Raw genomic sequence first — 26,700 nt, 5'->3', positions numbered from 1 at the left:
GAATCTGACATGCGGCGGTGATGAACAGATTCAAGATCAAAAGATCGCAGCCTGCGGCAGCGCCTGCATGAGATTGGCGAGCCCCTGCAGGAGCGGCCGAAGGCTGCGATCGTTTAGCGTTCGATGATTGCGGTGACACCCTGGCCGCCAGCCGCGCAGATCGAGATCAGCCCCCTGCCCTTGCCCGCCGCATCCAGCAATTTAGCCAGGTTGGCGACGATCCGCCCGCCGGTCGCGGCAAACGGATGCCCCGCCGCCAGCGAACTGCCTTTCACGTTCAGCCGACTGCGGTCGATCGAGCCCAAGGGCGCTTCCAGGCCAAGGCGAGTCTTGCAGTATTCCGGGTCTTCCCAGGCCTTGAGCGTGCACAGCACCTGCGCGGCGAACGCTTCGTGAATTTCGTAGTAGTCGAAGTCCTGCAAGGTCAGCCCGTTGCGCGCCAGCAGACGCGGCACCGCATACACCGGCGCCATCAACAGCCCTTCGGCGCCGTTGACGAAGTCCACCGCCGCCGCTTCGCCATCGCGCAGGTAGGCGAGGATCGGCAAGCCACGTTCCCTGGCCCATTCCTCGCTCGCCAGCAGGACCACCGACGCACCGTCGGTGAGCGGCGTGGAGTTGCCCGCCGTCAACGTGCCCTTCGCGCTTTTTTCAAAGGCCGGTTTGAGCGCGGCGAGTTTTTCCAGGGTCAGGTCCGGGCGCAGGTTGTTGTCGCGGGTCAGGCCGAGGAACGGCGTCATCAGATCGTTGTGCCAGCCTTCACTGTAGGACGCGGCGAGTTTGTGATGGCTTTCGAGGGCCAGTTGATCCTGCTCTTCACGAGGAATATTCCAGGTTTGCGCCATCAGTTCGCAGTGCTGGCCCATCGACAGGCCGGTACGTGGCTCGCCGTTACGCGGGAATTCCGGGATCAGGTGTTGGGGGCGCAATTGCAGAAAGGTTTTCAGCTTGTCGCCGGTGGTCTTGGCGCGGTTGGCCTGCAGGAGGATTTTGCGCAGGCCTTCGCTGACGCTGATCGGCGCATCCGAAGTGGTATCAACGCCGCCGGCGATGCCGCAATCGATCTGGCCGAGGGCGATCTTGTTCGCCACCAGCAGCGCCGCTTCCAGGCCGGTGCCGCAGGCTTGCTGGATGTCGTAAGCCGGGGTCGCCGGTGACAGCCGTGAGCCGAGCACGCACTCGCGGGTCAGGTTCATATCCCGTGACAATTTAAGCACCGCACCCGCCACCACTTCACCGATGCGCAGGCCGTGCAGGTTGTAGCGTTCGATCAGGCCTTCAAGGGCAGCGGTAAGCATCACCTGATTGCTGGCAGTGGCGTACGGCCCGTTGGAGCGTGCGAAAGGGATACGGTTACCACCGATGATGGCGACGCGGCGCAGCTGACTCATGAAATGCTCCTTTTCCAAATGGTCGAATTCACCTGAATCCCTTGCAGGAGTGAGCCTTGTGGTGAGGGGATTTATCCCCGATGGGTCGCGCAGCGGCCCCACACATTGCAATCGCGATACATCAGGTATATCGCGTGCAGCACCTCTGCGACTGCTTCGCAGCCGTTCGGGGATAAATCCCCTCGCCACAGGTCATCCCTACAGGGTTCAGCGTTGTTACTGAATTTGTGTTCGGCCACAAAACCCGCGGTGGCCAACTACTCTGCTGTTCTAGCGTAGGCCTTATTGCGTGGATCGAACGATTGATTGCCGTTGGTAGTCCACACTTTGAACCCCAACTTTTGGAGAGCGTTCCATGTCTGACCGCTATATCGACTTCGCCAACTCGTCCATCGGCCACCGTTTGGTCGGGGCTTTGGGCCTGCCGTCGCCGGTGCGGCTGGAACGCTGGCAGGCTGGACGCCTGCGCCCGGTGGACGGTGCGCTGCTGATCGGCGGCGGGCCGCTGGCCGAACGGGTCAATGCGTTCGCCAACCGCCTGACCGATGCGATCTACAGCTACGGCACCGAGCCTTCGCTGGCCACTGCGTGGATCCCCGGCCACGGCCCGAAACTCAAGGCCGTGGTGTTCGACGCCAGCGACCTGCAGCACACCGACCAGCTCAAACAGCTGCGCGAATTCTTCCAGCCGCTGATGAAAAATCTCGACCACAGCGCGCATCTGGTGATTCTCGGCCGCGCCCCGGAAACCCTGCGCGAGCCCTTTGCCTCCAGCGCGCAACGGGCGCTGGAAGGTTTTTCGCGTTCGCTGGCCAAGGAGCTGCGCAGTGGCGGCACGCTGCAACTGATCTATGTCGGTGACGGCGCCGAAGAACAACTGGAAGGCCCGCTGCGGTTTTTCCTCTCGCCGAAAAGTGCGTTCGTTTCCGGGCAGGTGATTCGCCTGACCGCGTGCGCCACCCAGGTCAGCGACTGGACTCGCCCACTGGCCGGACGCAAGGCGCTGGTCACCGGCGCGGCACGCGGGATCGGCGCGTCGATTGCCGAAACCCTGGCCCGCGATGGCGCCGAAGTGATTCTGCTCGACGTGCCGCCGGCCAAGACCGATCTGGAAGCCCTCGCCGCTCGCCTCGGTGGCCGCGCGATCACCCTGGACATCTGCGCCGAAGACGCCGCCGCACAACTGATCGAACACCTGCCCGACGGCCTCGACATTCTGGTGCACAACGCCGGGATCACCCGTGACAAGACCCTGGCCAACATGACCCCGGAATTCTGGGATGCGGTGCTGGCGGTCAACCTCAATGCCCCGCAAGTGCTGACCAAGGCCCTGCTCGACAACGGCACCCTGCACGACAACGCGCGGGTGATTCTGCTGGCGTCGATCAGCGGCATCGCCGGCAACCGCGGGCAGACCAATTACGCGGCGAGCAAGGCCGGTTTGATTGGCCTCGCTCAGGCGTGGGCGCCGACGCTGCTCGAACGCGGCATCAGCATCAACGCCGTGGCGCCGGGCTTCATCGAAACCCAGATGACTGCGCACATTCCGTTCGGCCTGCGTGAGGCCGGGCGGCGCATGAGTTCGCTGGGCCAGGGCGGCTTGCCGCAAGACGTCGCCGAAGCCGTCGCGTGGCTGGCGCAACCGGGCACGGGCGCGTTCACCGGCCAGGCGCTGCGAGTCTGTGGACAAAGTGTGCTGGGGGCGTAGACATGAGCATTGAATGGCACACCCTCGACCGCGAACCGAGCCTGCCCGGCCTGTATGCGCGGGCCGCGACCCGGCGCAAGATCACCGGCACGCGTCTGCCCGACAGCGGTTTGCGCTGCTGGGTCGATGTCGACGGGCAGAAACTGGCGGCCTATCGCAAGGTTTGCGGCTTTGCCGATGACGGCCTGTTGCCGCCGACTTATCCACACATCCTCGCGTTTGCCCTGCAGATGCAATTGCTCACGGCGAAAGAGTTTCCGTTCCCGCTGCTGGGGCTGATTCACCTGAGCAACCGCATCCGCGTATTGCGCCCGATGGGCGGGATCAGTCGCGCGCAAGTCAGTGTCCGTGTGCACAACCTGCAGCCGCATCCCAAAGGCGCGACCTTCGAGGTGTTGACCACCCTCGATGATCAACTCGGGCCGCTGTGGGAAGCCGAAAGCCAGATGCTCTGTCGCGGCGTGAAACTCGATGGCGAGCCGGCTGAACAACATTGGGAACCTTCGCAGGTCTTGACCCAGGTGGCGCAGTGGAAGGCGCCGGTCGACATCGGACGGCAATACGCCAAGGTGTCGGGCGACTACAACCCGATTCACCTGAGCGCTGCCAGCGCCAAGCTGTTCGGTTTTCCCACGGCCATTGCTCACGGCTTGTGGAACAAGGCGCGAACCCTCGCCGCACTGGCCGATCATTTACCCAAGGCCAACCTTGAAATTGCCGTGCACTTTCGCAAACCGGTGCGCTTGCCCAGTGAGGTTTCGTTGCTGGCGAGTGCGGCGGGGTCGAGCGGCGAATTGCGCCTGATCGGTGCCGGTGACCTCGAACACATGGTCGGGCAATGGCAACCGGTTGCCTGACGCAACCCCTGGGGCAAGCCTGTAAATTGTGTATATATCACTTAAGTTTTCCTGCACCCGCCACCGCACGCTGAAAAATTCCAGGCCTTGATTTTCAAGGCCTTTTTTTGCGCCTCTATATCCTGGGTATTAGTGCTTAGGCACTGCGCTGCGCCCTATATATAAAGGCGTTAATACCAACTTGAGAATGGTCGAAACCTGCGGCGCGATTGAGATTGACACCACGGACGAGGCATCCCCGGCGACAGATCGGTGAGCCATCGAAAACGACGAATGTTGTTACAGGTGCAAGGAATCTCAATCATGAAAACTCAAGTGTGGTGCAAATCGGCAACAGCTCTGGCATTGATCCTCTCCCTTGGCCTCGCTGGCTGCAGCAGCGGCGGTGGCGGCCATCACAGCAGCTCCGGCAGCTCTTCGCCAGACAGCGCGACGTCGGGCACTGGCGGCACTAGTGGTACAGGCGGTACTAGTGGCACTGGCGGCACTGGCGGCACTGGCGGCACCGATACCGCTGGCACAGGGGGTACCGGTGGCACAGGGGGTACCGGTGGCACGGGTGGTACTGGCGGTACCGGCACGACCAATCCAACCAACCCAACTAATCCGACGAACCCGACCAACCCTACGGATCCAACCAATCCGACCAACCCGACCACCACACCGCTGGTGACCACGACCCTGGTACAGGATGTCGGCAAAACCGTCGCTGGGGTTGGCGATGGTGTCGGCCAGATCGGCGATTCGCTGAGCACCGTTCCGGTGGTCGGTGGCGTCGTGCAAAGCGCGGCCAACACTGCCGGCAATGTGGTCACCACATTGGGTGACGGCGTGGCCAACGGCATCGGCAAACTGGGCACCGTTGACAACGGCCTGGGCGTCACTGCGTCAGCAGCGGGTGGCGTGGTGTCGGATGTGGGCACCGGCGTCTCCGACCTGAGCAGCAAACTGGCGACCGCCACCGGTAGCATTCCGGTAGTCGGCGGCGTAGTCACCAAAGTTGCACCGGTGCTTGATGGCGTCGGCGAAAAAGTCACCATGCTTGGCGATACCCTGAGCGTGGCCACTACGACCGGTCCACTCGGTCAGGTGACCAAAACTGTCGGCAACGGCCTGGTCCCCGTGATTGCAATGGTTGAGAGCACTACTGGCAAAGTCGGCGATGCGACCGGACTTGGCGCTCCGCTCAATGGCGTACTCGGCCAGGTCGGTAGCGCCGTCAAAGGCGTGGGCGGTCAAGTAACCGGTGCTGGCGGCGGCAACGCCTTGACCAACACCGTTGGCGGCGCGCTGACCAACGTCGGCACCACCGTTGGCAAAGCCGGCGGGCTGGTCGACAACGGCACCACCTCCGGTGGAGGCTTGGGCGGCGGTCTCGGTGGCGGTCTGGGCGGTACTGGCTTGCTGCAAACCGTCGGCGGCGCCGTGGTCAACGTCGGTGCCGGTCTGAACGCCGGCAACACCAACGGCGTGGTCAGTGCCGGTGGCGTCACGGCCGGCGGAGTGGGCAATACCATTGCCTCGCTCAACACCGTACTCGGCGGTTCGGGCACACCGATCACGGCCACCACTTCGCCGCTGGCGACCGTGGGCGCCACGGTGGGCGCAGCGCTTAATCCAGTCACCAGTGCAGCCACCAGTGTGACCCAACAAGTCGGCGCCGCGACAGGCCTGGCCGCACCGGTCGCCGGTCTCACCGGCCAGGTCGGCGGAGCGGTAAGCAATGTGGGCGCAACCATCGCCGCCGCTAACAACCCGGTCACTACGGCGGTCGGTGGACTGGTCACCAACGTCGGTTCCACAGTCAGCGCAGTCGGTGGCTTGGTCAACGGCGGCACCGCCACCGGAGGCACCGCAACCGGTGGCCTGGGCGGTGTACTCGGTGGCCTGACCGGCGCTCTTGGAGGTAACAAACGCTAAATTGCACCTGGCCGATTCGACGGCCTCACCTACAGCGCCTACGCTTGGTTGAGGGCGGAAGATTCCCACGAGTCTTCCGCTTTTTTCTTAGGAAAAAATTATATCCAGCGCTGTGATCTGACCATGGAGTGTCCTATGCGCGTAATGGCATCCCTGCTGTTCCTCAGTATCAGTTCCGCCGCCCTCGCCGACACCCTTCCCAGCTTTCTCAACAGCAACGAAACCATCCGCAACCTGCCCGTGCCGAACCTGCCGGCCGATGCCTACCGCCCGGCCACCACCCCGGTGCAAGTGCCAGAACCCGGCGCGGCCAATGCCCAGCCGCTGATGATGGAAACCAGAATCACCCTGAAGACGGTGCAGATTGAAGGCGGGACGATCTATCCACTCAGCGAACTGGCCGAGAACTACAAACCCCTGATCGGTCACCAGACCAGCCTCGCCGACCTGATAGAAGCCACCCGCAACATCACCCGCCGCTACCAACAGGACGGTTATCTGCTGTCCTACGCGTTCTTGCCTCAACAAAAGTTCGACGACGGGGTAGCCCGGGTGGTGTTGGTGGAAGGCTACGTCAGGGATATCCAGATGCAGGGCGACGTTGGCCGGGTCAAAGGCCTGCTCGACAAGCTGGCAGCGAAAATCCAGGCTGAACGGCCGCTGACCCGCAAGACCTTCGAGCGCTATACCACGCTGATGACCCGCATTCCCGGAGTGACGGTGCAAGCCCAAGTGCCTCCGCCCGGCACCACCGACGGTGCCACGACACTGGTCGCCCAAGCCAGTCGTAAACCGTTCACCAGCACCCTGAGCACCACAGAAGACAATCGCAATGGCACCCAGGCACTGCTGGGTGTCAGCAGCAACTCCCAGACATCCATGGGCGAGCAATTGACCCTCAGCGGTCTGTTTCCGCCAGGGGACGATCATGAGCATTACTACCGGCTGGACTACAACCAGTTCCTCAACAGCGAAGGCACCCAATTGAGTCTGTTTGCCTCACGCTACCGTGCCGACCCAGGCACCAGCCTGTTCACCAGCGATGGCTTCGAACTCAAGCCGCACAAGGAAGACGACCGTTACTCCATCGGCGTCAGCCACCCGTTCATTGCGGCGTCCAACGAGCTACTGAATGCCGGTGCGCGGCTGTATGCGGTCGATAGCACCACCCGTTACAACGTGGTCGGCTACCCGATCAGCATCGAGGAACGGACTGACGTACGCGCCCTCGCGTTCGAAGGCGACTGGCGCAAGGCCGATGCCCGGCAATTGCGGATTCTCAGCGGTGGCCTGTATCAGGGTCTGGACAGCATGGGCGCGCACTCCAACAACCCGGCCCTGGACCTGAACTTCCTGCGCCTGCGCCTCTCCGGGGTGCAGAGCGACAAGTTCTTCGACAACTGGCAAGGCGTGCTCTCGGCAGCGCTGTACTGGAGTGATGACACCCTGCCTGACAGCGAGCGCGCGGTGTTCGGCGGGCAGAATTTCGGCCGTGGCTATCCGGACGATCAAGCGTCGGGCGACAAAGGCTGGGGCGCGGCTTACGAGGTCAACTACAGCTTCAACCGCGACGGCAACTGGGTGCGCATCCTGCAGCCGTACGTGGTGCTGGACCGTTCGAAAACCTGGTTCAACAAACTGCAGGTGCAGAGCAACGACCTGTCGTCGGCGGCGGTGGGGCTGCGTTTTGGCGATGCCAAGTACTACAACATTGCGTTGGAGGCCGCCAAGCCGATGTCGGATGAAGCACTGGATACGCTCAATCGACGGGCACGCTACAGCATCAGCTTCAGCTATCAGCTTTAAGGGCCGGAATCACATTTTCAGCCTGAGGCAAAACAGTGTAGGAGCGAGCCTGCTCGCGAAAGTCGTGGATCAGCCAACCGTTTGGTCGACTGACACGCCCTCTTCGCGAGCAGGCTCGCTCCCACAGGTTTTACGTGGCGTGTATCAGAACGCGTAACGCACCTTCGCGGTGAAACCGTCGGAATCAAAACCGCTGGCCGTCACGTAGTTGTAGGAGCCACCGACGCTCCACGCGCCCATGCGATAGTTGGCGCCCAGCCCCAGCTCATAGCTGTCACGCACCGGCGTCGTACCACGGCTGGTGAATGAATCGCCGCCCAGCACAAACGACGATTGGGTAGCGACCTTGTCGCCAACGAAGTCGTGCCAGGCCATGACTTTTGCTTCAGGTTCCAGGCTGCCAGTGCCGACCGCGAACGCCGCTGCCAGACGTGCACCGACGCCCATCTCGCCAACCTCATAGCGCTGACTGCCGACGGTCAATGACGCCGAACTGCCTTTTTCGCGATAGGCATCCATCCCCACATTGGCGTAACGCGCGCCGACTTGTGGCTCGAGCACCACGTCAGGCATCAGGCGCAGACTGTAACCGGCCAGTGCGCTGACCCCGAACACATCGCTGTCGTAGTCAGCCTTGGCCTGGGTGCCGGCGATGTAGCGTTTGGACGCGTTGTCGTTCCAGCCGTACATCAGCGAAGCGTCAACGAACCAGTTGTCATGCACCCAGTTGCTGTACAGCGTCAGCGCATGCCCGGTGACTTTGGTCTTGTTGCCCAGATCGGACTTCACGTCGCTGTCGAGGTAGCTGTAGGCCAGACCCAGGGTCGTATCAGCGTTCAACTGACCATCGGCACCGACCGCGACCCCGTGGCTGTCGGCGTCATAACCGGCAACGCCGCGGCGCTCGTCCTGGTTGGCATCGCTGCTCAGGGACTGCAGCCAGACACCCTTGTCAGTCGCCGAATCGCCGTTGCGCGCGCGGCTGGAGCGCTCGTTGATCACCCCCGACACCAGCGTCTGGCTGTTGGTCGTGGCATGCAATACGCCGCGGCTGACATCCGGGCTGAGGGACTCGGACAAGCGCGCGAGTTGCGCATCGGTGCTGGCGTTGGCGAATGCCTGATACACCGGATCCTGCTCATCCAGCTGCGACATCAGGCCCGACACGCGACCCACCGCCACCGCCGCGTTGGTGCTGCCGCCGACGGCCAGGGTGTTTTCGGCCAACACCTCGCTCGACTTGGTTGTCACCACGCTGGTGATGTCGTTGCCGTCAACGCCGAAGCTCTTCACATCCAGCAACGCCGAGGACGAGGTCACCGTCAGGTTGTTGCCGCCAATCAGATTGCCTGAGCTGATCAGGGTGTAACGCGTACCGCCGGGGCTCACGCGAAAATCACTGGAACGTGCCAGCAGATGCAGCTGCGCGCCCGGGGCAATATCGGTGGTGCCGGTGACTTTCAACACGGGCAGCGCTGGGTTGGTGTCGTTGCCCAGGTACATCTCCAGCACCGAGTTCGACTCCTCCATGTCGAAGTCGCCGATGAATGTGGTGTGTGGCTTCATCAGGGTCAGCGTGCCCTCTTCGATGGTGACGTAACCGGAACGGATGGTCGAACCGTCAAAGATCGCATCACCGTCGACCTTCACCCCGGACAGGCCCAGCAGGTCACCCCGGACGGTGCCGCCGTAGAAGCTGAAGTAACTCACGCCGTCATCGACCTGGATCGCCGCCTTGCCGCCCTCGATCAGACCGAACTGCTGATAGATTCCAAAGGGTAGTGCGTTACTGGCCTGGCCGCTGACGTGAACGCCAATGTCTTCGCCGGAGATGGTGCCGTTGTTGAACAGGGCAATGCCATTGGAGCCCACCGGCCGGGTGAATTTGGCGCCCTCGAACACCAGCGCTTCGGCGTTGGCACCGGTCGCACGAATCGTTCCCATGTTGCTGACCGACAGGCTCATCGTGGTGCCATCGAGCAACACGCCCAGCGCATCGGTACCGCTGGCGGTGATGGTGCCCCGGTTGCTCAGTCCGGTCATGCCGGTATGCACCAGCATCAGGCCGCTGGCGCTCTGGCCGCTGACGTCGATGCTGCCACTGTTGGCCAGCGAACCGCCCAAGGTGCTGCCGAGATCGGAAATACCGCTGGAGGTGCCGGCGTCGGCCAGGCCGTGAACCGAAATAGCGCCTTCGTTGATCAGCGCGCCGGCAATTTTGGTCGACACCATACCGGCTGTTCCCAAACTGATACCGTTGCCGAATTTTGCACCGTCAATCCGGATATCGCCGGTGTTGCGCAACTGATCCGCCGTCACGCCGGCGAGTTGTGCGCCGTAGGTCGAGCTCAACTGCGAGACGGGAGCGATGTTGCCGTTACCGCTCAGAGTGATCAGCCCCCAGTTCTGCAGATTACTGGTCAGCGGACCACCGCTCAGGTCGTGATTCAGGTTCGCGCCGGCGGCGCCAGCAGTGGCGGTGTGCAAAGTTGCGGCGGCGATGGAGAGCGCCAGGACAGAGCGACGCAGGCAAACGATATTCACGCGAGATTCCCTTCCAAAACATGAGTAACAGTTTCAGCAGGGTTAATGACATGGTGCTGGCATCCCTACCGTCCCGCCAGAATCGTCTGGTCTGGGCGCGGGGAATGTACACGAGCCATCATTTTGATACCATCAAAAAGTCAAAGCGATGGCGTCAATTTTAAAGTCAACCATCCCCAACAGACGCGAGCGATCAAGCGTGGGCAATCGGCCTAATTTTTGGTCTCGATCTTGCCACCGGCATCCGGATCGTAGAGATCCGGAATCTCGTATTTGTATTTCTTCAGCCAGCGCTGCATGGCCAGTTCGCGTTCTGTCGCCGTGGCGGTTTGCGGGTTTGGCGAAGCTGCCTTATTGCGGCTTTGCAGCACCAGCCAGCCTTCGGTTTCCTGTTGTTGCGCCGAGGCCGGGCCAGCGTCGATCGCCTGGGCCGCGAGCGGCAGGCTGAGCAGGGTCAGGCAGCACACACGGTGCAAAGTGTTCATGGTGATCTCCCCGAGTGTCACTTGATCGTCGACGGTTGTGGGTCAGCCACCACCGCCACCTGATTGCCGGCCGCTGCCGGAGCCTTGGCCGGTGCCTTGAGTTTTTCCGCGCGGCTCTGGGCTTCGGAGAACTGCTCCGGCGTCAGGTGCGCGCGGCTGACGATTTCGGCGGCTTGCTGCCAGTTGTTCTGGTACAGCAACAACGTCACCAGATTCAGCGGCGCCAGTTGATCGTTCTGCTTGAGTTCGATGGCGGTGAGGAATTCGAAGCGCGCGTCTTCAAGGCGCAACTGGTTGAGGTAAACCACGCCCAGGTCGTTGCGGATCTTGTCGTTGGTCGGCGCCAGGCGCACCGCCCGCTGCAAGTGCGCCTGGGCCTGGCCGTTGTCGCCCCGGGCCGCGTAGAGCTGACCCAGGCCATGTTCGGCGTCGGCCGTGAGGCAAGTGCCGAGCAGCCCGCGATACAGCGGCTCGGCCTCATTGCGCCCGAGCAAGCGATAAACCTTGGCCTTGCGCAGACGCACTTCGGCCAGGTTGTCGGGCAGGCTTTGCAGGTTGGCCAGACTGGCGTGCAGCTTGCCATCGTTGGCCAGATCGTCCGCCAGGTTCAGGGCCAGTTCCTGCTCGGAATCGAGCTTGCTGCAACTGGTCGGCGCCAGCATCGCCGACCACGGCGCCTGACCGTCGGTGGCGCAACCACCGAGCATCAACAGACTTGCCACGACAATCAGTGCTTTCATCAAACGCTCTCCATGAGCCAACGTCAGTTGGCAAACGCCCGGGTAATCGCCGTGAACCCCGGGCCGGCCAGTACGATCAGCAAGGCAGGAAACAGAAACAGCATCATCACCACCGACATCTTCGCGGACATCTTCGAAATGTATTCCTGCAGCCGGGTCAGGCGGCGGTCATCGAGCAACTGCTTGAGTGCCAGCAACGATTTCATCGCCCCGCCGCCCTGCTGAATCAGCTGTTGCAGGATCACGCAGGTGTCGGTGAATTCATCGACTGCGAGCATCACCGAGGCCTTGTTCAGTTCCTGCCCCAGCTCAAGTCCCGAGTCGACCCGGGCCAGAATCAGGCGCAGTTCGCGGGTCAGTTCCGGCAGCAATTTTTGCCCTTCGGTACTGAGCACGCGCAACGCTTGTTCGACCGCCATGCCGGACTCGAAGAGGATGCGCAGCAACGGGATGAACGTGGAAATCTCCACCGCGATGATTTTCTGCCGACGCCCCGCTGCGTACGCCAGCAGCCGCTTGGGCAGCAGGTAACCGGCACCGGTGGCGAGCATCGGCACGATCCAGCGGTTGCCGGCGTGCGGAAAAAACACTTCCTGCAGAAAGATTGCCAGTCCCAAAGCCAGCAGTGGCGTGCCGATCTGGCAGGCAGCGAACAGCGAGCGCTCACTGGCGCGGCGCCAGCCGAGGCGGCTGAGCAAGGTCTGGGTTTCGCTGTCGATGCTCACCGAACGCTGGCCGAACTTGCTGCCGCCCAACGCGCGCAGCCAGTTGCCGAAACGGTTTTCGCGCACCAGATGGCCCTGCAACCGTTGGTTGACCTGGCGCACGCGGCGCCGCTCGGTCAGCAGGTGGTTGACCACCAGCAACAGGGCACCGAGCAACAGCATCAGGGCGGCGAGATAGACCATGTCAAACACTCCGCAACATGCGCCACAGCGCCAGGCAGCCGGTGACTTGCAACACCACGGCGATGATCAACATGGTCTGCCCACCGGAGTCGTGCCACATGCCGAGCATGTAGCCGGGGTTGGTCAGCATGAAATAGCTCACCAGGATCACCGGCAGCGAGCCCAGCACCCAGGCGGTCATGCGCGTCTCGCCGGTGAGCGCGCGCAGTTGCCGGGCGCCCTGGTCACGCTCGCGGATCAGCTTGATCAGGTTCTCCAGCAACTCGCTGGCATTACCGCCGTAGCGATGGTTGACCTTCAGGCCGAGGGCGAACATGCGCAACTCATCCTGCTCATAAAGCTCGGCAAAGTCGCTGACCGCGTCCGGCAGATTGACCCCCAGTTGCACGTTGCGCTGTACCCGGCCCATGGCTTTTTTCAGTGGATCGTCACTTGTCTCGATACCGCCCATGACCGCGTCGCTCAGGGTGCGTCCGGACTTGAGGCTGCGCACGGTGTAGTCGAGCAATTGCGGCAACTGCTCGATCATGCGTTTGATCCGGCGGTGGTACAGCCAGGCAATGTACAGGCGCAAGATCAGCGGCGGCGCCAGCAGCATCGCCAGCAGCCCGACCCAGCTCGCCAGCAGATAACCGAGGACGATGGCCACGCCCCACAACGTCAGCCACAGGCCGAAACGCTCGGTGGGGCGCCCGAGGCCGGCGCGCAGGAACATCCGCTCAAGCCCGACCCAGGCCGGTTTCTCGGCCGCCAGTTGTGGCTGCCCCGCCGCGAGGCGGTTGAGCACCCGTTCGTTGCTGGTCTTGTGGATGCCGTGCAGGAACAACCAGATCGACAGCCCGAGCAGGATCAGACAAAGCAGGATAAGAATGGCCGGTCCGATCATGATGTGCGTCCCATGCTGTCAGCCCAGGTTCGTCTCGTGCCGCAACTTGTCGCCGGCCGGATTGACCGCTTCGCGCAGGAAGCCGAAACCGGTGCGCCGATCAAGGCGAAACAGGGTGTTGGTAACGTAGACGTCTTCACGAATGCCGACCACTTCCACCACTTCGCTGACGCAGCGCCGACCGTCGGGCATGCGGGTCAGCTGGATGATCACGTCGAGGGCGGCACAGATCATCTGGCGCAAGGTGCGCTCGGCGATCGAGCGTCCGGTCAGGCCCACCAGCGTCTCCAGACGCAGCAGCGCATCCTGCGCATTGTTGGCGTGCACGGTGCTCATCGAGCCGTCGTGGCCGGTGTTCATCGCGGTCAGCACATCGACCACTTCGACGCCACGAATCTCGCCGAGAATGATCCGGTCGGGACGCATGCGCAGGGCGTTGCGGATCAAGTCACTGGCCTTCACCTCACCGTGGCCCTCGGCATTCGGCGGACGGGTTTCCAGACGCACCACGTGCGGGTGGCCGAGCTGCAATTCGGCGACGTCTTCGATGGTCACCAGACGTTCGTGCGGGTTGATCAATTGACTGAGAATGTTCAGCAACGTGGTCTTGCCGGTGCCGGTGCCGCCACTGATCAGCACGTTGCAGCGCTTGCCTACTGCCTCCTGGAGAAATTCGAAAATCGCCAGATCGATGGTCTGCATCGCCATCAGATCGCTGCTCTTGAGCATGTCCTTGCGAAACTTGCGGATCGACAGGCATGGGCCGTCGAGGGCAATCGGCGGGATGATCGCGTTGACCCGACTGCCGTCCGGCAGGCGTGCATCGACCATCGGCGAAGACTCATCGAGGCGGCGTCCGAGCGGCGCGAGAATCCGTTGCATGACCCGCTCGACGTGATGCGCATCGATAAAGCGCAGGTCGCTTTGATGCAGCACACCGTCGCGCTCGATGAATACCCGGTGTGGGCCGTTGACCAGAATCTCGGTCACCGATGGATCGCGCAACAGCACTTCCAGCGGACCGAAGCCGGTGAGTTCATCGACGATTTCCTCGGCCAGACGCTCCATCTCATAACGGGAAATCGCCAGGTGCAAACGGGCGATGTATTCGGCGACCTTGTCGGTGACAAACTGCGCCAGCAACTGACGCGAGCCTTCCAGCAGGTTTTTTCCCGACTCTTCGATGGCGTCGATGATGTAACGGTGCAGGACCAGCTTCAGGCCTTCGTGATCGGTATTACCGACCGCGCCATGCTGCACCGCGCCGAACAGCTTTTCCGCGCTCATGGGGTGCCTCGCAAGCGGCCGAACCAGGTGACCTTGGGCTTGGCCAGACCTTCGGAGCGTTTGGCCAGGCGTTCGCCGAGCGTGCGCAGGCTCTGCGTGAGTTTTTCCCGCGGGGCCAGTTCGAACAGGCTGACGCCCTGGTTCTTGGCATTGAGGCGCACTTCGGCGTTGGCCGCCAACACCGCGATCACTTCCAGGTTGAAGGTCTTGCCGAGGGTTTCGGCATCCGGGGCGACGCTGCCCAGATAGCCGTCCACCAGCAAGCGTGCGTGGTCGAGCTTCATGCCTTTCTCGCGCCACAGGTTGAGCACGGCAAGGTTGCGGCGGCAGTTGAGCACGTTCTGATCGGTGTACCAGATCAGCTTGTCGCAATGGCTGACAAACGTGCGCAAGGCTTCGCTGTCGGACTGCCCAGTGAGGTTCACGACGATGTGCTGGAAATGTTGGCGCAACGCGCTGAGCAGCATGTACAGCTCGGCGGCGCTGGTGCTTTCCAGCGGCTCGTCGTGGTTGGCGTAGGCCAGAATCCGCAGGCCCGCTTCAGTGCTGGTGAAGGCACTGTCGATCAGGGTGGCGTCAAGCCGGCGCAAATGGCGCAAGGCATCGCCGAAGTGAAACGAACTCTCGAGCCCAAGCAGCGCCAGACTGTCGCCCCGGGGCAGGCCCAGATCCAGCAGCAGGGTTTGCTGCCCGCTCTTTTGCACCACCTGCGCCATGTGATTGGCCAACAGTGCGCCATCGGAATTGCTCTGGGTGCCGTATAACACCGTAAGGCCACCGAGCTGGGTATTGGCGGCCACCGGTGGCAAGCGCTTGTTCAGGCGGCGGACCAGCCCGGCGACTTCACTGGCGCGCGAACCGTACGCTACGAAATCCCGGGCACCGGCGCGCATGGCATTGAGCACCAGTTGGTTGTCCATGCCATCGCCGAGGGCAACGATGGCGAGCATCGGCTTGGCTTCCAGTGCGCCTTCGATCAACGCGCTCTGCGCCACCACATGGTCGCGGTCGAGGCCGACGAACACCAGGCTGGCGAAGGTGACGTCGACCAGCGCCAGCAACTCGTCCAGGCTGCCGGCCCCGGCGCTGACCACCTGGCCCAGCGGTGCGAGCGCGCCCTGCAGCCACTCCAGATCAGTACTGTTGCGGGTGATCGCCAGGAAGGTCTGGCTCAGGTTCTGGTTCATTGGGACAACCCGCTGCGCTTGTCGAAGTTACCGTTCTCAAGGAAGAACATGCGGTAGAAATTCGGGTCGTAGTTGCGCAGTTTTTCTCCCGGCAGTGACGGCAGTTGCGCATCCGCCGCCAGTGGCTGCACCAAGTGCGGGGTGACGATCATCAGCAGCTCGCGCTCTTCGCGCTTGATCTGCGAATCACGGAAAAACGCGCCGATCACCGGGATGTCGCCCAGCCCCGGAAACTTGTTCACCTGCGAATTGTTGGTGGTGCTGATCAAGCCACTGATGACGAAGCTTTCGCCGTCGGCCAGCGATACGCTGGTATCGGTCCGGCGTACGGTCAGGGCCGGCACCGGGGTGCCGCCGATGTTGATGGCATTGGCGTAATCCAGCTCGCTGACTTCCGGGGCGACCTTCAGCGCCACGCGATTGCGGTCGATCACGGTCGGGGTCAGGGTCAGGCGGATGCCAAACTCCTTGTATTCGATGGTCACCGTGTCACTGCCGGAGCTGGGCACCGGAATCGGAATTTCCCCCCCGGCGAGGAAGCTCGCACTCTGCCCGCTCAGCGCGACCAGGCTTGGCCGCGCCAGGGTGTAGGCGAAGCCACTGCCCTCCAGCGCGTTGATGATCGCCATGGTCTTGCCGCCGATCCACGAGAAGTTGAACTGACCGTTATTCACCGGCAGCTTCGGCGTCGGCACTCCGTCGACGTTGGGCAGCGTGTTCGGTGAGCCAAACAGAAAGTTACCGCGCACGCCAATCAGCGAGGCCGTGGCTTCCTTGAGTTTGGTGCGGCTGACTTCGACGAAGCGAATATCGGTCTGCACCTGCGAGGGCAGGCTCGGATCGTCGGAAGGCATGCGGCTGGCGCTGGTCAATGCGGCGGTGGCACTGCCCTGCACGAACACCATGCTCTGGCGCGGCTCGCTGGAGCACGACGTCCAGACCATCAGGCTGGTAGCGCCGGGGGCCACCCCGGTCAGTAAAAACGAGGCGCTGCCGGTGTCATGCACATCGGCGATTTTCGGGTCGCCGATGGCCACACGAGTGATTGCCACGGGCGACTGGATATCCTGCTGGAAGCCTTCGCCGATCTCGATCACCGGTGGCATACGGCCGAGTGCCGAGCAATTGCCCGTGGCCGCGATGGCCGCGTTCATCGACAGTCCCATCAGTATCAAGGCCCGGACTACAGGTTTTAATAGCGGCCTGAATCGACTCTGCATGCACATGGATCCTTGCTCAGTCATGGGGCTTGTTGGGAAACCTGATTGCCGCGGATCACTTCCATCGGCGTGCGCGCATGGCCGCCAGCGGCCGGCGCTTTCGGCGCGGCACCCAAGGCCAGCTGGGTGAATTGAAAGAGTTGGCTGTTGGCGTTATCCACGTGCGCCGGCGACTGCTTTTCACCGGCCCAGTATTTCGCCAGGCGCTGCTCCTCGCTGCTGCGCACGGCCAGGCGCAACGTACCGACCTGGGTGGCGAGCATCATCCGGCTCAGCAATTGCTCAGGCACCGCCAGCACCACGGTGCGTGCGGCGATCCGGCGTTGATCCTGTTTGAGTTTGTCGTCGGCGCTCAGGGCCGGATTGGCGGGCTGGCCGTCGTTGGTCAGGCCGTATTGTTCACCGACGCCGAGCACGCGCATCGCCGGCACGACGATCTGCGCCGACTGCTGCAGATTGCTCGCGTCCTGACGCAAGTAGAGCAGCACATCAACGTAGTCGCCGGGGATCAGTTGCCCTGCGGCGCCGATCACTTCATCCACCGCCACGGTGAGCGCGCGCTCATCACTGTGGATCATCCGCGCCAGTGAGCCACCGGCCTGAAAGCTTTCATCGTTGAGCCAAGTGCCTGCGCTCAGGTGCCGCCACGGGGTGCGACCCACCGCTTGATCGACACTGGCAAGGCTTCCGGCTGGCGCACTGCGCAGTTTCTCCACCGCCACATCGGCAGCCGTGAGAGGCGTGAAAGGCGGGACATCGTGCAACAGCACGACCACCGGCTGACGAGTCTGGTCTTCGGCGGCGGCGACGGTTTTTTCCACAACGACTGCCGGAGCGGCAGGTGCCTGGGCAACGGGAGCTGGCTGCCGACTGAGGACCAGGCCCCAGTAACCGACGAAAATTGCCCCCAGCAGCAGTACAGCTGCAAGACCCATGGTGACGCGACTGTTCATGACGGCTCTCCCTTTCCTGCTGCACCGACAGCCTGTACTTCCTGATGAGAGAATTTTTCGCGATCAGGCAGCTATGAACATGCAACTATTTCGCTATTTCCAAGCTAGCTGATCCGAGACAAAACGCCATTACTGACAGGAAAATAACTCACTAAAGTATGAGTCGTGGCCAATTAACTGTAGGGATTGGCTCGACTAACGTTCCGGTTAATCCTTTGTGATTAATCCGTTCTTACAGTTGTTGACCGGGGGTTTGTTGACAATGCTTTGATAGCACGGTGAAAGCATGCCGCTGTTGGATCGGCGCCAGAGGCGCAAAGGAGTGGACGTATGTTTCGGATGATCATCGACTATCTACTGGCCAGGGCCAGGCTGCTGTGCAGAAGCGAAGAAGGTGCGTCTGCCATTGAATACGCGATCGTGGTGGCAATGGTGGCGGTCGTTGTCGTGGTGTTTGTGACGCCCATCGGCGACAAGGTGCTGGCTATTTTCAACCTGGTGCTGACCAAACTCGGAGGCACGGCACAGGTCAGAACCACGCCTTGATCAAAACCCTTTCCCCTCTTCTCAGTGCCCGGGTCCCTGCTGAAAAACAGCAGCGCTCAGGCACTGCCAACCATCGGATTTCACAAGTCCGATCACTCGCCGTTACGAAGGAGAATGTCAATGATCCTTGAATACCTGATATTGCGCCTGAAGTCGTTTCTGGCAAGCACAGAGGCCGCATCCGCCATCGAATACGCCATTGTGGTGGCGATGGTGGCGGTCGTCGTCGTGGTGTTCATTACCCCGCTGGGCGCGAAAATATTCGCAATTTTCAACAACGTCCTGGTATCCCTGGGCGGCACTGCGCAAACAGCTCCGGTGCAGACGCCCTGATATGAGTCGTGTCCGGCGAATGTCGCGCTACACTCGATCTCACTTTCAGCTTTTCAGGGACTGCCCATGACTGCTTCCTCATTACCCCGCCAACAGTTGCTTCTGGTTGACGATGAAGAGGACGCGTTGCTTGAGTTGGCCGAATTACTGGAAGGCGAGGGCTTTGTCTGCCACACGGCGACGTCAGTGAAACTCGCCCTGCACCACCTCACCCGCCATCCGGATATCGCCCTGGTGATCACCGATCTGCGCATGCCGGAGGAGTCCGGCATGTCGCTGATCAAACGCCTGCGCGAGCACACTTCACGCCAGCATCTGCCGGTGATCGTCACGTCCGGACACGCCGACATGGAAGACGTCAGCGACATGCTGCGCCTGCAGGTACTGGACCTGTTTCGCAAGCCGATCTACCACGTGCGCCTGCTGGAAACTCTGGACAATCTGTTCCCCAAACCGAAGACGCAAGCCGGCTGATTTCAGGTGAGGTGTTTTTGGCAGAATTGACTGCCTGCCCACGAAGGGCAGGCAATCGCGATCAGTGTGCGGTCACACGCTGACGGGCGGCCGAAGCACTGGGGGACAACGCCAAGGCCAACTGGGTGCGGTTGTGCATGTGGGTCAGGCGCAACACCTGCGAGACGTACAACTTCACGGTGTTTTCAGTGATGCCCAATTCGCAGGCGATCTGGTAATTGGTCTGCCCTTTGCCCACCAGACGCGCCACATCCAGTTGCCGTGGTGACAACTGATTGAAGATCGCCGGCATCTCCTGCTCCGCCTCGGCGCCATCGCCGCCGAGCATGTCACTGACCACCGCCGTCGGATTACGCCGGACTTTGTCCAGGTCCTGGTAGAGATCGTCGATGGACTCGGAAAGAAATTGCAGCTTCTGGTTCAGGTGGCCCAACTGCACATTCTTGTGCCGCTCTTGCAGCGCCGCTTCCTGGCGTTTGACCCCTTCGAGCAGTTCATTCAGCTCGATCGGCTTCTGATAGTAGTCGGCGATCCCCGCACGCAATGCCTTGATCACGTCCTGTTTATCGGCGCGGCCGGTGAGCATGATCGCTTCGAACACGCGGTGTTTGCCGCTGATACGTTGCAGTTCCTGCACCAACTGGATGCCATCCATGTCCGGCATATGCAAGTCGCTCAGCACCAGGCCGATTTCCGCGTCTTCACTGAAACGCTCGATGGCCTGCTGACTGGATTCACACGGCACACAGCGGTAGCCGCTGCTTTCGAGAAACTCGCACAACTCTTCGACGATCAAGGGTTGATCATCAACCACGAGCACTTTTACCGCAGACGTAAGCTTGTTCACGAACCACTCCATTGCTCGGGCCAAAGCTGACTTTTTCTGCACTTTGGCGGTGTAACGACCTCATTTGAAAGTAGACGCACTTTCCGACTATGTACATAGGACTAGTGGCACCTGGCGACTAATGGATCCAATGAATCGATGCCAAAACCCCTGCCAGCACGAACGGAGCAAATGGCAGCTTTTTTGACGCCACAGGCTCCATATACCGAAGATGTTCTCTAAGCCCTTGACGCATATGAAGCCAGACTCTTGGCGCGATCAGCAGCCAGAGCAAGCTGGCGACACCCGCGCCGATAAATGCGCAAAGAATGAAGACGCCGTTCGTCGCAAGGCCCATGGCTGTCATTAATTTCACATCAGCTGCGCCCATGCGTCCCATGAAATACCCCGGCAGGGTCAGCGCCAAAGCAATCACGCCCGCCCACAGTCCCTGCTGCGCATCAGCGCCGAGCCAGGTGGTGCCGGTCGCCCACAGATAGATCAGCGCCAACGCTGCGGCACCGAACGTCAGTCCATTGGAGATACGCCGTTGCCGGGCATCCTGGGCGGCGCACACCGCCAGCCAGATCAGGAGAACGAAACTCTGCATCCGGTTAAATCCCGTCCGATTTTGCTGAATGATTCTATGCTGATACTACGCAGTGAACGTCAGGGTAGACGCAGTCATGAAAACCGGCTTCGCAAAATCACAGGCAGGCGCAGTGGCGATCGAATTCGCCTTGGTATTCGTGATTTTTTTTGCTGTGTTCTACGCACTGGTCAGTTACAGCTTGCCGTTTGTGTTGATGCAGACCTTCAACGAGGCAACGTCCGAAGCGGTGCGCCGCAGCGTCGCGGTCGACCCCAATACACCCGGTTACGCCAGCGTGGTGGTGAGCACCGCCAACACCGCGTTGACCCAGCAATTGCAGTGGGTGCCATCGACGCTGAACCTGGTGGTCGGCGTCGATACGTCGGCGGTGTATGACGCCAGTCAGGGCACACTGACGGTCAGGGTCGACTATCCCACCAGCAAGCTCAATCAGGTCATCCCGTTTCTGGTGTTGCCGGGCGTGGGTGCAGTGCCGAGCCTGCCCGCCACCCTTAGCGCCGCCTCGAGCCTGAAATTTTGACCACCGGCGATACGCTGTTCGGGCGCCTGCTCAGACGCACGCCTGCGCCTGCCAACGAACTGCCCGACGCTCTCGGCTCACCGACGCTGGGCCTGCACCTGCATCTGGACCACGACGGCCGCGTGGTGCAGCTAGCCGGGCCGTTGCGTCACCAATTGGCGCAACAGCCGCCCCATGAGTCACCGTTACCGCTGTCGGCATATTTACTGGCGCACAGCACGCTGGCGATTGAAGGTCGCCCGCAAGACTGGCAAGGGCAAATGCTCGACCTGGATTTCCCCGGCCTCAGCGATCAGACCTTGCACCTGCGCGGCTGGGTGCAGCCTTCGGCCGAGGGCTGGACGCTGCAATTGATGGACATCGGCGACCTGCTGCTGGAGCGCCAGCAATCACGCCACCGTGAATCCTGTCAGGCCCTCGCCGGGCAGATCAGCGAACACCTGCGAACCTGCGGCCTGATGCGCCTGCCGGCGGTGGTTAGCGAGCAATTGCAGGCCATCGCCCAGCGTTGGCGGATCCCGTGCCTGGCCATCGCCCTGCTCGACGAACGGAAACAGGGCTGGCAGATCTTCGAACAGTATCGCGCCCACGATGCGCCGATGCTGTGGCAGGACGGCCAGCGTCTGGGCACACCGCTCGACAGCCTCAACGGCAGCGCCCCGCAGCGCCTCGGCGCTCATCATGGGCTGTACGAACATTCGCGACTGGAAGCCACGTTCGGCAACGCCGATGGCTTCGCCGTCCCCTACAGCGATGATCGCGGGGTGGTAGCGTGGCTGCTCTGCGGCTTCTACACCGTCGACGTTGCCGCGCCGCACCTCAGCGACCGCGACTGGATGTCACTGACCAGCGCCCTCGCCGGCCCGCTGCTCAGTCGCCTGCGCGACCAGCAGCATCATCAATACACCGAGCGCCTCGAATCGCTGCAAACCCTGCTCGGCACCGGCTGGTGGGAAATACTCGGTGACGACGTGCTGCTGGCGCCGTCGCTGCTTGAAGTGCTCCCTGCGGACAGCGCCCGAATCTCGCAGCAGGACTGGCTGGCGCTGATTCACCCTGCCGACCGCGAAGAACTGCGCAGCCGTCTGCACGCCCTGCAACTGCACGGCGAGGCCCTGACCCTGAGCGTTCGCCTGCACCGCAACGGCCCTGAGCAAACACCGCTGTGGTATCGGGTGCAGGGGCAAGTCGCCGGCACCGGCGAACAGCGGCGGCTGGTGGGGTTCATGCTCGATATCAGCGACATCCAGAACCAGCAGCAACGGGCCGAAGCCGCCCATGCGCGACTGGACAACCTGATCGCCAGTTCGCCGGCGGTGATCTATGTCCAGCGCTATGTCGAAGGCGCGCTGATTCCGGTTTTTTTCAGCGCCAGCCTGGGCCCCCTGCTGGGCTGGACACTGGACGATTGCAGCACCGCCGATTGGGTGCAGCGGATTCATCCCGAAGACCGCGAACTGTATTTCACCCGCACCCGTCAGTTGTTACGCGAAGGCTCGGTGCGCGCGCGTTATCGCGTGCTCGACCGTGGCGGCGACTACCATTGGCTGCTCGACGAAGCCAGGCTGCTGCGCAATGACCTTGGCCTGCCGGTCGAAGCCGTGGGCCTGTGGCTGGATGTCACCGAGGCGACGCTCGCCGCCGAACAGGTCAGGCACAGCGAAGAACGCTATCGGATTCTGGTGGAAGACTCGCCGGCAATGATCTGCCGCTATCGCCCGGACCTGACCCTGACCTTCGGCAACCGGCCGCTGGCGACCTACCTGGAATGCACGCCGGAACAATTGCCGGGGGTCGATCTGGGCAGCTGGATGTCCGACGAACAGCGCGCAGCGTTCGTGCAACGCCTGGCGCTGCTGACCCCGGAACTGCCGGTGAGCACTGCCGAAATCAGTCTGCAACTGCCCGGGCGCGAGCACGCGTGGTGGGTGTGGTCCGATCGCGGGGTGTTCGATGAACACGGGCGCCTGCTAGAAGTGCAGGCCGTGGGCCGCGACAACACTGAGGTGCGGCGCTCGCAGCAGCAACTCACGCAAAGTGCGAAAATGGCCACCCTCGGCGAAATGGCCACAGGTCTCGCTCACGAAATCAACCAGCCGCTGAACGTGATGCGCATGGCCATCGTCAACGTGCTCAAGCGTCTGGGCAACGGCGACGTGCAGATCGACTACCTGACCGACAAACTCAACCGCATCGACGCCCAGGTGCAGCGCGCCGCAAAAGTGGTCGATCACATGCGGGTGTTCGGGCGTCGCTCGGAGATCGAGCAACAACTGTTCAACCCGGCCTCGGCCATCGAAGGCACGCTGTCATTGCTGGCCGAAGGCATGCGCGGCAAGGGCGTCGACCTGCGCATCAGCGAAACCGGTTTTAGCGTGCAGGTGCGCGGTTATGTCGATCAACTGGAACAGGTGCTGATCAACCTGATGGTCAACGCCCGCGATGCGCTGCTCGGCAAACGCGAGAAGGACTCGACGTTCAAGCCCTGGATCTCGATCTATGCCGAGCGCGATGAACACAAGGTGCGGCTGTGGGTCGAGGACAATGGCGGCGGCATCGACCCGCGTTTGCTGGAGCGGATTTTCGAACCCTTCTTCACCACCAAACCGGTGGGGGTCGGCACGGGCCTGGGGCTGTCGGTGAGCTACGGCATCATCGAAAACATGGGCGGGCATTTGAGCGTGCGCAACTCGGGAGAAGGCGCACGCTTCTGCATCGAGCTGCCCGTGGCGCCGGACGTCTAGATCACCAGATAGGCCTTGCCGGTCTGGCCGCAGGTCATGTTGGCGCCGACATCGACGTCCATCAGGTTGATGCCCAGGCTTTTGAGCAGGTTGTTGAGCAAGGGGTCGAGCAATGGGCTGACGACACCGGTCACCACGGGCAACAAACGGCTGGTGACATCACTGATCAACGACGCCACCCCGGTGACGATGGCGCCGAGGGGGTTGCTGCCGAGCGGTTGGTAGACGATCAGGTTGATACCCGCCAAGGTGTTACTCAGGCTGGCGACGATATTGTTGCTGGGGATCGCCGATTGCACGCTGGAGGGCAGTTTGAGGTTCGGCGGAGTTGCGAACGGCGTGCCACTGGAGAACACCAGATCCTGCGAATTCTGCGCGACGGAAGTATCGAGTTTGATCGCGATGCCGCCCGCGCCGTATTGAACATGGGTCGCGGCATCGCAGGTGCCGAGGCCGAGGATCTTGTGGCAGGTCACGATGCCCAGATCCACCAGCGGCAAGGGCGCGACCGTCGGCTCGGCCGCCGATGAAAAAGCGTTGGTCGGATCAATCTTGCCAAGTTTGAGGTCCGCAATCGACGTGATGGTGTGGGCCGTCAGACTTTTGGTGCCGGTATTGCCGGTCGGGCAACTGTAGTCAGTGACATAACTTTTCGCGCCGCCGGCATCCAGCGCGATATCGATTTGCGGGCTCGGCAGCAGTTTCGGATCGAGTTGCTCGCAACCGGCGCCCAGCAGGCAGCCCAGTGAGTTCAGCGTGTCTACCAGATTCAGACTCAGCAGCGCATTGAGGGTCGGGGTCAATGTGCCGACCAGCCCCAACACCGCGTTGACCAGCCCGGTCACCCCGCTCAACACCGGCAGGTTCACCGAGAGCATCGTGCGAATCTGCGCCGTGCGCACATAAATCCGGTCCGGCCCTAATGGATTGGCCTTGGCCCGCGCCGGGTCGCCAATCGCCGAGAATTGCGGTGGCTCGATCACCTTGACCCGCACCGTAACGTTCGCCAGCCCCAGCACACTGATCGGCAGGGTCGCGGCCACCGCGCTTTTGCTGTTGGCCAGTTGCACCACGCCCTGAATCAATTGCAGCAGTTGCAGATTGGCGTCCAGCCCGGCCGCCGTGGTGCCGGTTTGCAACTGCAGGATGTCGCCGAGCTTGACCGGTGCGGCGTTGATCGCCGCCACCTGCAGTTGCCCCAGCGCGGTGATCACCGTGGCCGTCGCGCCATTGAGTTGCACCACCGTGGCGGCCGCCTGAATCAGTTGGGTGACCGTGGCCTGAGTGTTGAGCAGTTGCGTGTAGTTGCCCGCGGCGACGTTGAGGTTGATTGCCAGTTGGTTGAGGTAGCTGAGCAGGTTGATGTCGGTATTGAGCAAGCCATCCCAGCCCAGGGCGGTGAGGTTGACGTTGCCGCCGAGCAGCCCGGAAAACAACGGATTGAGAATGTTCGACTGCGCGGTATTGATGCTCGCCAGGGTGCTGCGGATGTTCAGTTGCGCGACCGTCGGGGTCGGTTGCGCGGCGACGGCCGAGGCATTGAGCGTGGTGTTGAGGCTGACCGCTGAACCCGTGAACAACGCTTGTACGCCACCGGCAAAACTGGTGGTCACCGTACGACTGGCCGCGACCTTGACCGCCGTCGACTGGGTCGCATCCGCAGTGAACGCGCGCAGTCCGCTGGCCGCGGTCTGCACGCTGCCGCACGTGGTGGTCAGCGTATTGTTGCCATCGACGATGTAGCCATTGCGCACCGCGCTTTGCCCGGCATAAGTGGCAGCGCTGAGGCCTGACAGACAGTTGCCGCCGCGGCTGACGGCTTCCAGCGCCGCACTGTCCACCACCCGCTGCAACTTGCGCTGCTCCATGTACAACCGACCGGTGTCGACCACCAACAGCATCAACACCAGCGCCAGACTGAGGGTGGCAGCCGCCATCAACCCGATCGCCCCGTGTTGCCGGGCCGGGCCGTTGAATTGCGAACGAGGCGACATGGCGCACTCCTTTGCCGGCGCGTTGCCGAGCGCTACCTCCGATGGTGGATTTGAGTGTAGACGGCGCTAGTGGCAACGCGCCATTTGATGCAGCACAAAACCCTGTGGGCTTTGTGGCGGGGCAAAAAAAACGGGAGCTGCTTGGGCTCCCGTTTTGTCCACCGGTTTAGCGCGGTGGATAGTTGGCCAGAATCCGGCCGACCGTTTCGCGAATCGCGTTGCTGCGATCCTGTGGATTGGGGGTGCTGCTGAGCATTTGCTCATCGCTGCCGCGCCACACCAGTTTGCCGTCCTTGCCGTCGAGCAGGTCGATCTGAATGGTCGCCACTTTGTAGGTGATGTTGCGGGTTTCGTTGTACATCGGCGCGCCCCAGTAACCGTTCCACGGGCCGCCCCAACCGCCGCCATAGTTGGTGGTGACTTGCTGCTGACGATCCTCGACGATCAGATACGTCTGCACACTCAAGTCAGCCTTGGTGCCGGCAGCGGCCGGACGCAAGCCGCGCTGATCCAGCTGATCGGTGACGGCCTGGCGGATGCGCTGTTCGGTCAGGTCGCTTTTGATCCGGGGATCATCCGGGCGGTATTGCAGGGCGGGTTCCTTCCAGCTCCAGCTGCGATAGGCGGCAAAGTCGCGGCTGGCATCGAAGTCATGGTTGACCTGGTTGCCGGCACAGGCGCTGAGCAGCGCGGCCATGGCCAGTAAAGCGAGACGACGGAACATGGTGGTTCTCCGGTTGAAAGCCTGAGCCTGCGGT

General features: G+C 62.1%; 23 protein-coding genes. 9 read left to right on the top strand and 14 right to left on the bottom strand.

Going from position 1 to position 26,700, the window contains the following annotated elements; translation table 11 throughout:
• Positions 1 to 113: 113 nt before the first annotated feature.
• Positions 114 to 1,391, bottom strand: a complete 1,278-nt coding sequence (locus HBN98_RS18620) for an acetyl-CoA C-acetyltransferase (RefSeq protein WP_064585820.1) — start codon at positions 1,389 to 1,391, stop codon at positions 114 to 116.
• 355 nt (positions 1,392 to 1,746) lie between these two features.
• Here HBN98_RS18620 and HBN98_RS18615 point away from each other — a divergent pair, with 355 nt between their 5' ends.
• The 4 genes from HBN98_RS18615 to HBN98_RS18600 all read left to right on the top strand — a co-directional run bounded on the left by HBN98_RS18615 (position 1,747) and on the right by HBN98_RS18600 (position 7,682).
• Positions 1,747 to 3,099: a 3-oxoacyl-ACP reductase gene (locus HBN98_RS18615; RefSeq protein WP_064585819.1), complete on the top strand. Its 1,353-nt coding sequence runs from the start codon at positions 1,747 to 1,749 to the stop codon at positions 3,097 to 3,099.
• 2 nt (positions 3,100 to 3,101) lie between these two features.
• Positions 3,102 to 3,956, top strand: a complete 855-nt coding sequence (locus tag HBN98_RS18610) for a MaoC family dehydratase (RefSeq protein ID WP_083367109.1) — start codon at positions 3,102 to 3,104, stop codon at positions 3,954 to 3,956.
• 303 nt (positions 3,957 to 4,259) lie between these two features.
• The gene (locus tag HBN98_RS18605) at positions 4,260 to 5,876 is read left to right on the top strand and encodes a collagen-like triple helix repeat-containing protein (RefSeq protein WP_083367110.1); all 1,617 of its coding nucleotides are present in this window, start codon (positions 4,260 to 4,262) and stop codon (positions 5,874 to 5,876) included.
• Positions 5,877 to 6,011: 135 nt separating this feature from the next.
• Positions 6,012 to 7,682, top strand: a complete 1,671-nt coding sequence (locus HBN98_RS18600) for a ShlB/FhaC/HecB family hemolysin secretion/activation protein (protein WP_083367111.1) — start codon at positions 6,012 to 6,014, stop codon at positions 7,680 to 7,682.
• Positions 7,683 to 7,826: 144 nt separating this feature from the next.
• Here the strand turns inward: HBN98_RS18600 and HBN98_RS18595 are convergent, their stop codons facing one another.
• The 9 genes from HBN98_RS18595 to cpaB form a co-directional block, all read right to left on the bottom strand.
• Positions 7,827 to 10,226, bottom strand: a complete 2,400-nt coding sequence (locus tag HBN98_RS18595) for an autotransporter family protein (RefSeq protein WP_083367112.1) — start codon at positions 10,224 to 10,226, stop codon at positions 7,827 to 7,829.
• Positions 10,227 to 10,438: 212 nt separating this feature from the next.
• Positions 10,439 to 10,711, bottom strand: a complete 273-nt coding sequence (locus tag HBN98_RS18590) for a DUF3613 domain-containing protein (RefSeq protein ID WP_083367113.1) — start codon at positions 10,709 to 10,711, stop codon at positions 10,439 to 10,441.
• A gap of 17 nt (positions 10,712 to 10,728) precedes the next feature.
• Positions 10,729 to 11,451, bottom strand: a complete 723-nt coding sequence (locus HBN98_RS18585) for a tetratricopeptide repeat protein (protein WP_083367114.1) — start codon at positions 11,449 to 11,451, stop codon at positions 10,729 to 10,731.
• 23 nt (positions 11,452 to 11,474) lie between these two features.
• Positions 11,475 to 12,359, bottom strand: a complete 885-nt coding sequence (locus HBN98_RS18580) for a type II secretion system F family protein (protein ID WP_083367115.1) — start codon at positions 12,357 to 12,359, stop codon at positions 11,475 to 11,477.
• Position 12,360: 1 nt separating this feature from the next.
• A complete protein-coding gene (locus tag HBN98_RS18575) occupies positions 12,361 to 13,245 on the bottom strand; it encodes a type II secretion system F family protein (RefSeq protein WP_083367116.1) in 885 nt (294 codons plus the stop codon).
• Between the two features lie 18 nt (positions 13,246 to 13,263).
• Positions 13,264 to 14,532 carry a TadA family conjugal transfer-associated ATPase gene (locus HBN98_RS18570; RefSeq protein ID WP_064585811.1) on the bottom strand — a complete coding sequence of 423 codons (1,269 nt, stop codon included), beginning with the start codon at positions 14,530 to 14,532 and terminating at the stop codon, positions 13,264 to 13,266.
• A complete protein-coding gene (locus tag HBN98_RS18565) occupies positions 14,529 to 15,719 on the bottom strand; it encodes a CpaE/TadZ family protein (protein ID WP_083367117.1) in 1,191 nt (396 codons plus the stop codon). Before HBN98_RS18565 ends, HBN98_RS18570 begins: the two co-directional genes overlap by 4 nt.
• Complete coding sequence (locus HBN98_RS18560; protein WP_083367118.1) at positions 15,716 to 16,939, bottom strand: type II and III secretion system protein family protein; 1,224 nt, start codon at positions 16,937 to 16,939, stop codon at positions 15,716 to 15,718. The genes HBN98_RS18565 and HBN98_RS18560 overlap by 4 nt, the downstream gene beginning before the upstream one ends.
• A 20-nt stretch (positions 16,940 to 16,959) precedes the next feature.
• Positions 16,960 to 17,892 (bottom strand): Flp pilus assembly protein CpaB, encoded by a 933-nt coding sequence (cpaB, locus tag HBN98_RS18555; RefSeq protein ID WP_083367119.1) that lies wholly within the window; start codon positions 17,890 to 17,892, stop codon positions 16,960 to 16,962.
• A 330-nt stretch (positions 17,893 to 18,222) separates the two neighbouring features.
• Here cpaB and HBN98_RS18550 point away from each other — a divergent pair, with 330 nt between their 5' ends.
• The 3 genes from HBN98_RS18550 to HBN98_RS18540 all read left to right on the top strand — a co-directional run bounded on the left by HBN98_RS18550 (position 18,223) and on the right by HBN98_RS18540 (position 19,245).
• Complete coding sequence (locus tag HBN98_RS18550; RefSeq protein WP_373292946.1) at positions 18,223 to 18,438, top strand: Flp family type IVb pilin; 216 nt, start codon at positions 18,223 to 18,225, stop codon at positions 18,436 to 18,438.
• 120 nt (positions 18,439 to 18,558) lie between these two features.
• Complete coding sequence (locus tag HBN98_RS18545) at positions 18,559 to 18,771, top strand: Flp family type IVb pilin (RefSeq protein WP_083367120.1); 213 nt, start codon at positions 18,559 to 18,561, stop codon at positions 18,769 to 18,771.
• Positions 18,772 to 18,837: 66 nt separating this feature from the next.
• Positions 18,838 to 19,245: a response regulator gene (locus HBN98_RS18540; RefSeq protein WP_025111740.1), complete on the top strand. Its 408-nt coding sequence runs from the start codon at positions 18,838 to 18,840 to the stop codon at positions 19,243 to 19,245.
• Positions 19,246 to 19,306: 61 nt separating this feature from the next.
• Here the strand turns inward: HBN98_RS18540 and HBN98_RS18535 are convergent, their stop codons facing one another.
• Both HBN98_RS18535 and HBN98_RS18530 read right to left on the bottom strand, forming a co-directional pair.
• On the bottom strand, positions 19,307 to 20,092 hold the full coding sequence (locus HBN98_RS18535; protein ID WP_083367121.1) for a response regulator transcription factor: 786 nt from the start codon (positions 20,090 to 20,092) through the stop codon (positions 19,307 to 19,309).
• A 118-nt stretch (positions 20,093 to 20,210) separates the two neighbouring features.
• A complete protein-coding gene (locus HBN98_RS18530) occupies positions 20,211 to 20,681 on the bottom strand; it encodes an A24 family peptidase (RefSeq protein WP_064585804.1) in 471 nt (156 codons plus the stop codon).
• 76 nt (positions 20,682 to 20,757) lie between these two features.
• Between HBN98_RS18530 and HBN98_RS18525 the strand changes: the two genes are divergently transcribed.
• Both HBN98_RS18525 and HBN98_RS18520 read left to right on the top strand, forming a co-directional pair.
• Positions 20,758 to 21,204, top strand: a complete 447-nt coding sequence (locus HBN98_RS18525; RefSeq protein ID WP_083367122.1) for a TadE/TadG family type IV pilus assembly protein — start codon at positions 20,758 to 20,760, stop codon at positions 21,202 to 21,204.
• The gene (locus tag HBN98_RS18520; protein WP_083367123.1) at positions 21,201 to 23,948 is read left to right on the top strand and encodes a PAS domain-containing sensor histidine kinase; all 2,748 of its coding nucleotides are present in this window, start codon (positions 21,201 to 21,203) and stop codon (positions 23,946 to 23,948) included. Before HBN98_RS18525 ends, HBN98_RS18520 begins: the two co-directional genes overlap by 4 nt.
• Here HBN98_RS18520 and HBN98_RS18515 read toward each other — a convergent pair.
• A complete protein-coding gene (locus HBN98_RS18515) occupies positions 23,945 to 25,942 on the bottom strand; it encodes a pilus assembly protein TadG-related protein (RefSeq protein WP_083367124.1) in 1,998 nt (665 codons plus the stop codon). The genes HBN98_RS18520 and HBN98_RS18515 overlap by 4 nt on opposite strands.
• Positions 25,943 to 26,108: 166 nt before the next feature.
• A complete protein-coding gene (locus tag HBN98_RS18510) occupies positions 26,109 to 26,666 on the bottom strand; it encodes a DUF4136 domain-containing protein (RefSeq protein ID WP_083367125.1) in 558 nt (185 codons plus the stop codon).
• Positions 26,667 to 26,700 lie beyond the last annotated feature (34 nt).

It is taken from the genome of Pseudomonas koreensis, from assembly GCF_012986595.1.
Lineage (GTDB): Bacteria > Pseudomonadota > Gammaproteobacteria > Pseudomonadales > Pseudomonadaceae > Aquipseudomonas > Aquipseudomonas koreensis.
The sequence above is the reverse complement of the archived record's forward strand: the minus strand, read 5'-3'. Positions and strand labels throughout refer to the sequence as shown.

Coding starts and splice junctions, on each gene's coding strand:
- HBN98_RS18620 (WP_064585820.1), bottom strand. CDS start 1,391: ATGAGTCAGCTGCGCCGCGTCGCCATCATCGGTGGTAACCGTATCCCT.
- HBN98_RS18615 (WP_064585819.1), top strand. CDS start 1,747: ATGTCTGACCGCTATATCGACTTCGCCAACTCGTCCATCGGCCACCGT.
- HBN98_RS18610 (WP_083367109.1), top strand. CDS start 3,102: ATGAGCATTGAATGGCACACCCTCGACCGCGAACCGAGCCTGCCCGGC.
- HBN98_RS18605 (WP_083367110.1), top strand. CDS start 4,260: ATGAAAACTCAAGTGTGGTGCAAATCGGCAACAGCTCTGGCATTGATC.
- HBN98_RS18600 (WP_083367111.1), top strand. CDS start 6,012: ATGCGCGTAATGGCATCCCTGCTGTTCCTCAGTATCAGTTCCGCCGCC.
- HBN98_RS18590 (WP_083367113.1), bottom strand. CDS start 10,711: ATGAACACTTTGCACCGTGTGTGCTGCCTGACCCTGCTCAGCCTGCCG.
- HBN98_RS18585 (WP_083367114.1), bottom strand. CDS start 11,451: ATGAAAGCACTGATTGTCGTGGCAAGTCTGTTGATGCTCGGTGGTTGC.
- HBN98_RS18580 (WP_083367115.1), bottom strand. CDS start 12,359: ATGGTCTATCTCGCCGCCCTGATGCTGTTGCTCGGTGCCCTGTTGCTG.
- HBN98_RS18575 (WP_083367116.1), bottom strand. CDS start 13,245: ATGATCGGACCGGCCATTCTTATCCTGCTTTGTCTGATCCTGCTCGGG.
- HBN98_RS18570 (WP_064585811.1), bottom strand. CDS start 14,532: ATGAGCGCGGAAAAGCTGTTCGGCGCGGTGCAGCATGGCGCGGTCGGT.
- HBN98_RS18565 (WP_083367117.1), bottom strand. CDS start 15,719: ATGAACCAGAACCTGAGCCAGACCTTCCTGGCGATCACCCGCAACAGT.
- HBN98_RS18560 (WP_083367118.1), bottom strand. CDS start 16,939: ATGCAGAGTCGATTCAGGCCGCTATTAAAACCTGTAGTCCGGGCCTTG.
- cpaB (WP_083367119.1), bottom strand. CDS start 17,892: ATGAACAGTCGCGTCACCATGGGTCTTGCAGCTGTACTGCTGCTGGGG.
- HBN98_RS18550 (WP_373292946.1), top strand. CDS start 18,223: ATGTTTCGGATGATCATCGACTATCTACTGGCCAGGGCCAGGCTGCTG.
- HBN98_RS18545 (WP_083367120.1), top strand. CDS start 18,559: ATGATCCTTGAATACCTGATATTGCGCCTGAAGTCGTTTCTGGCAAGC.
- HBN98_RS18540 (WP_025111740.1), top strand. CDS start 18,838: ATGACTGCTTCCTCATTACCCCGCCAACAGTTGCTTCTGGTTGACGAT.
- HBN98_RS18530 (WP_064585804.1), bottom strand. CDS start 20,681: ATGCAGAGTTTCGTTCTCCTGATCTGGCTGGCGGTGTGCGCCGCCCAG.
- HBN98_RS18525 (WP_083367122.1), top strand. CDS start 20,758: ATGAAAACCGGCTTCGCAAAATCACAGGCAGGCGCAGTGGCGATCGAA.
- HBN98_RS18515 (WP_083367124.1), bottom strand. CDS start 25,942: ATGTCGCCTCGTTCGCAATTCAACGGCCCGGCCCGGCAACACGGGGCG.
- HBN98_RS18510 (WP_083367125.1), bottom strand. CDS start 26,666: ATGTTCCGTCGTCTCGCTTTACTGGCCATGGCCGCGCTGCTCAGCGCC.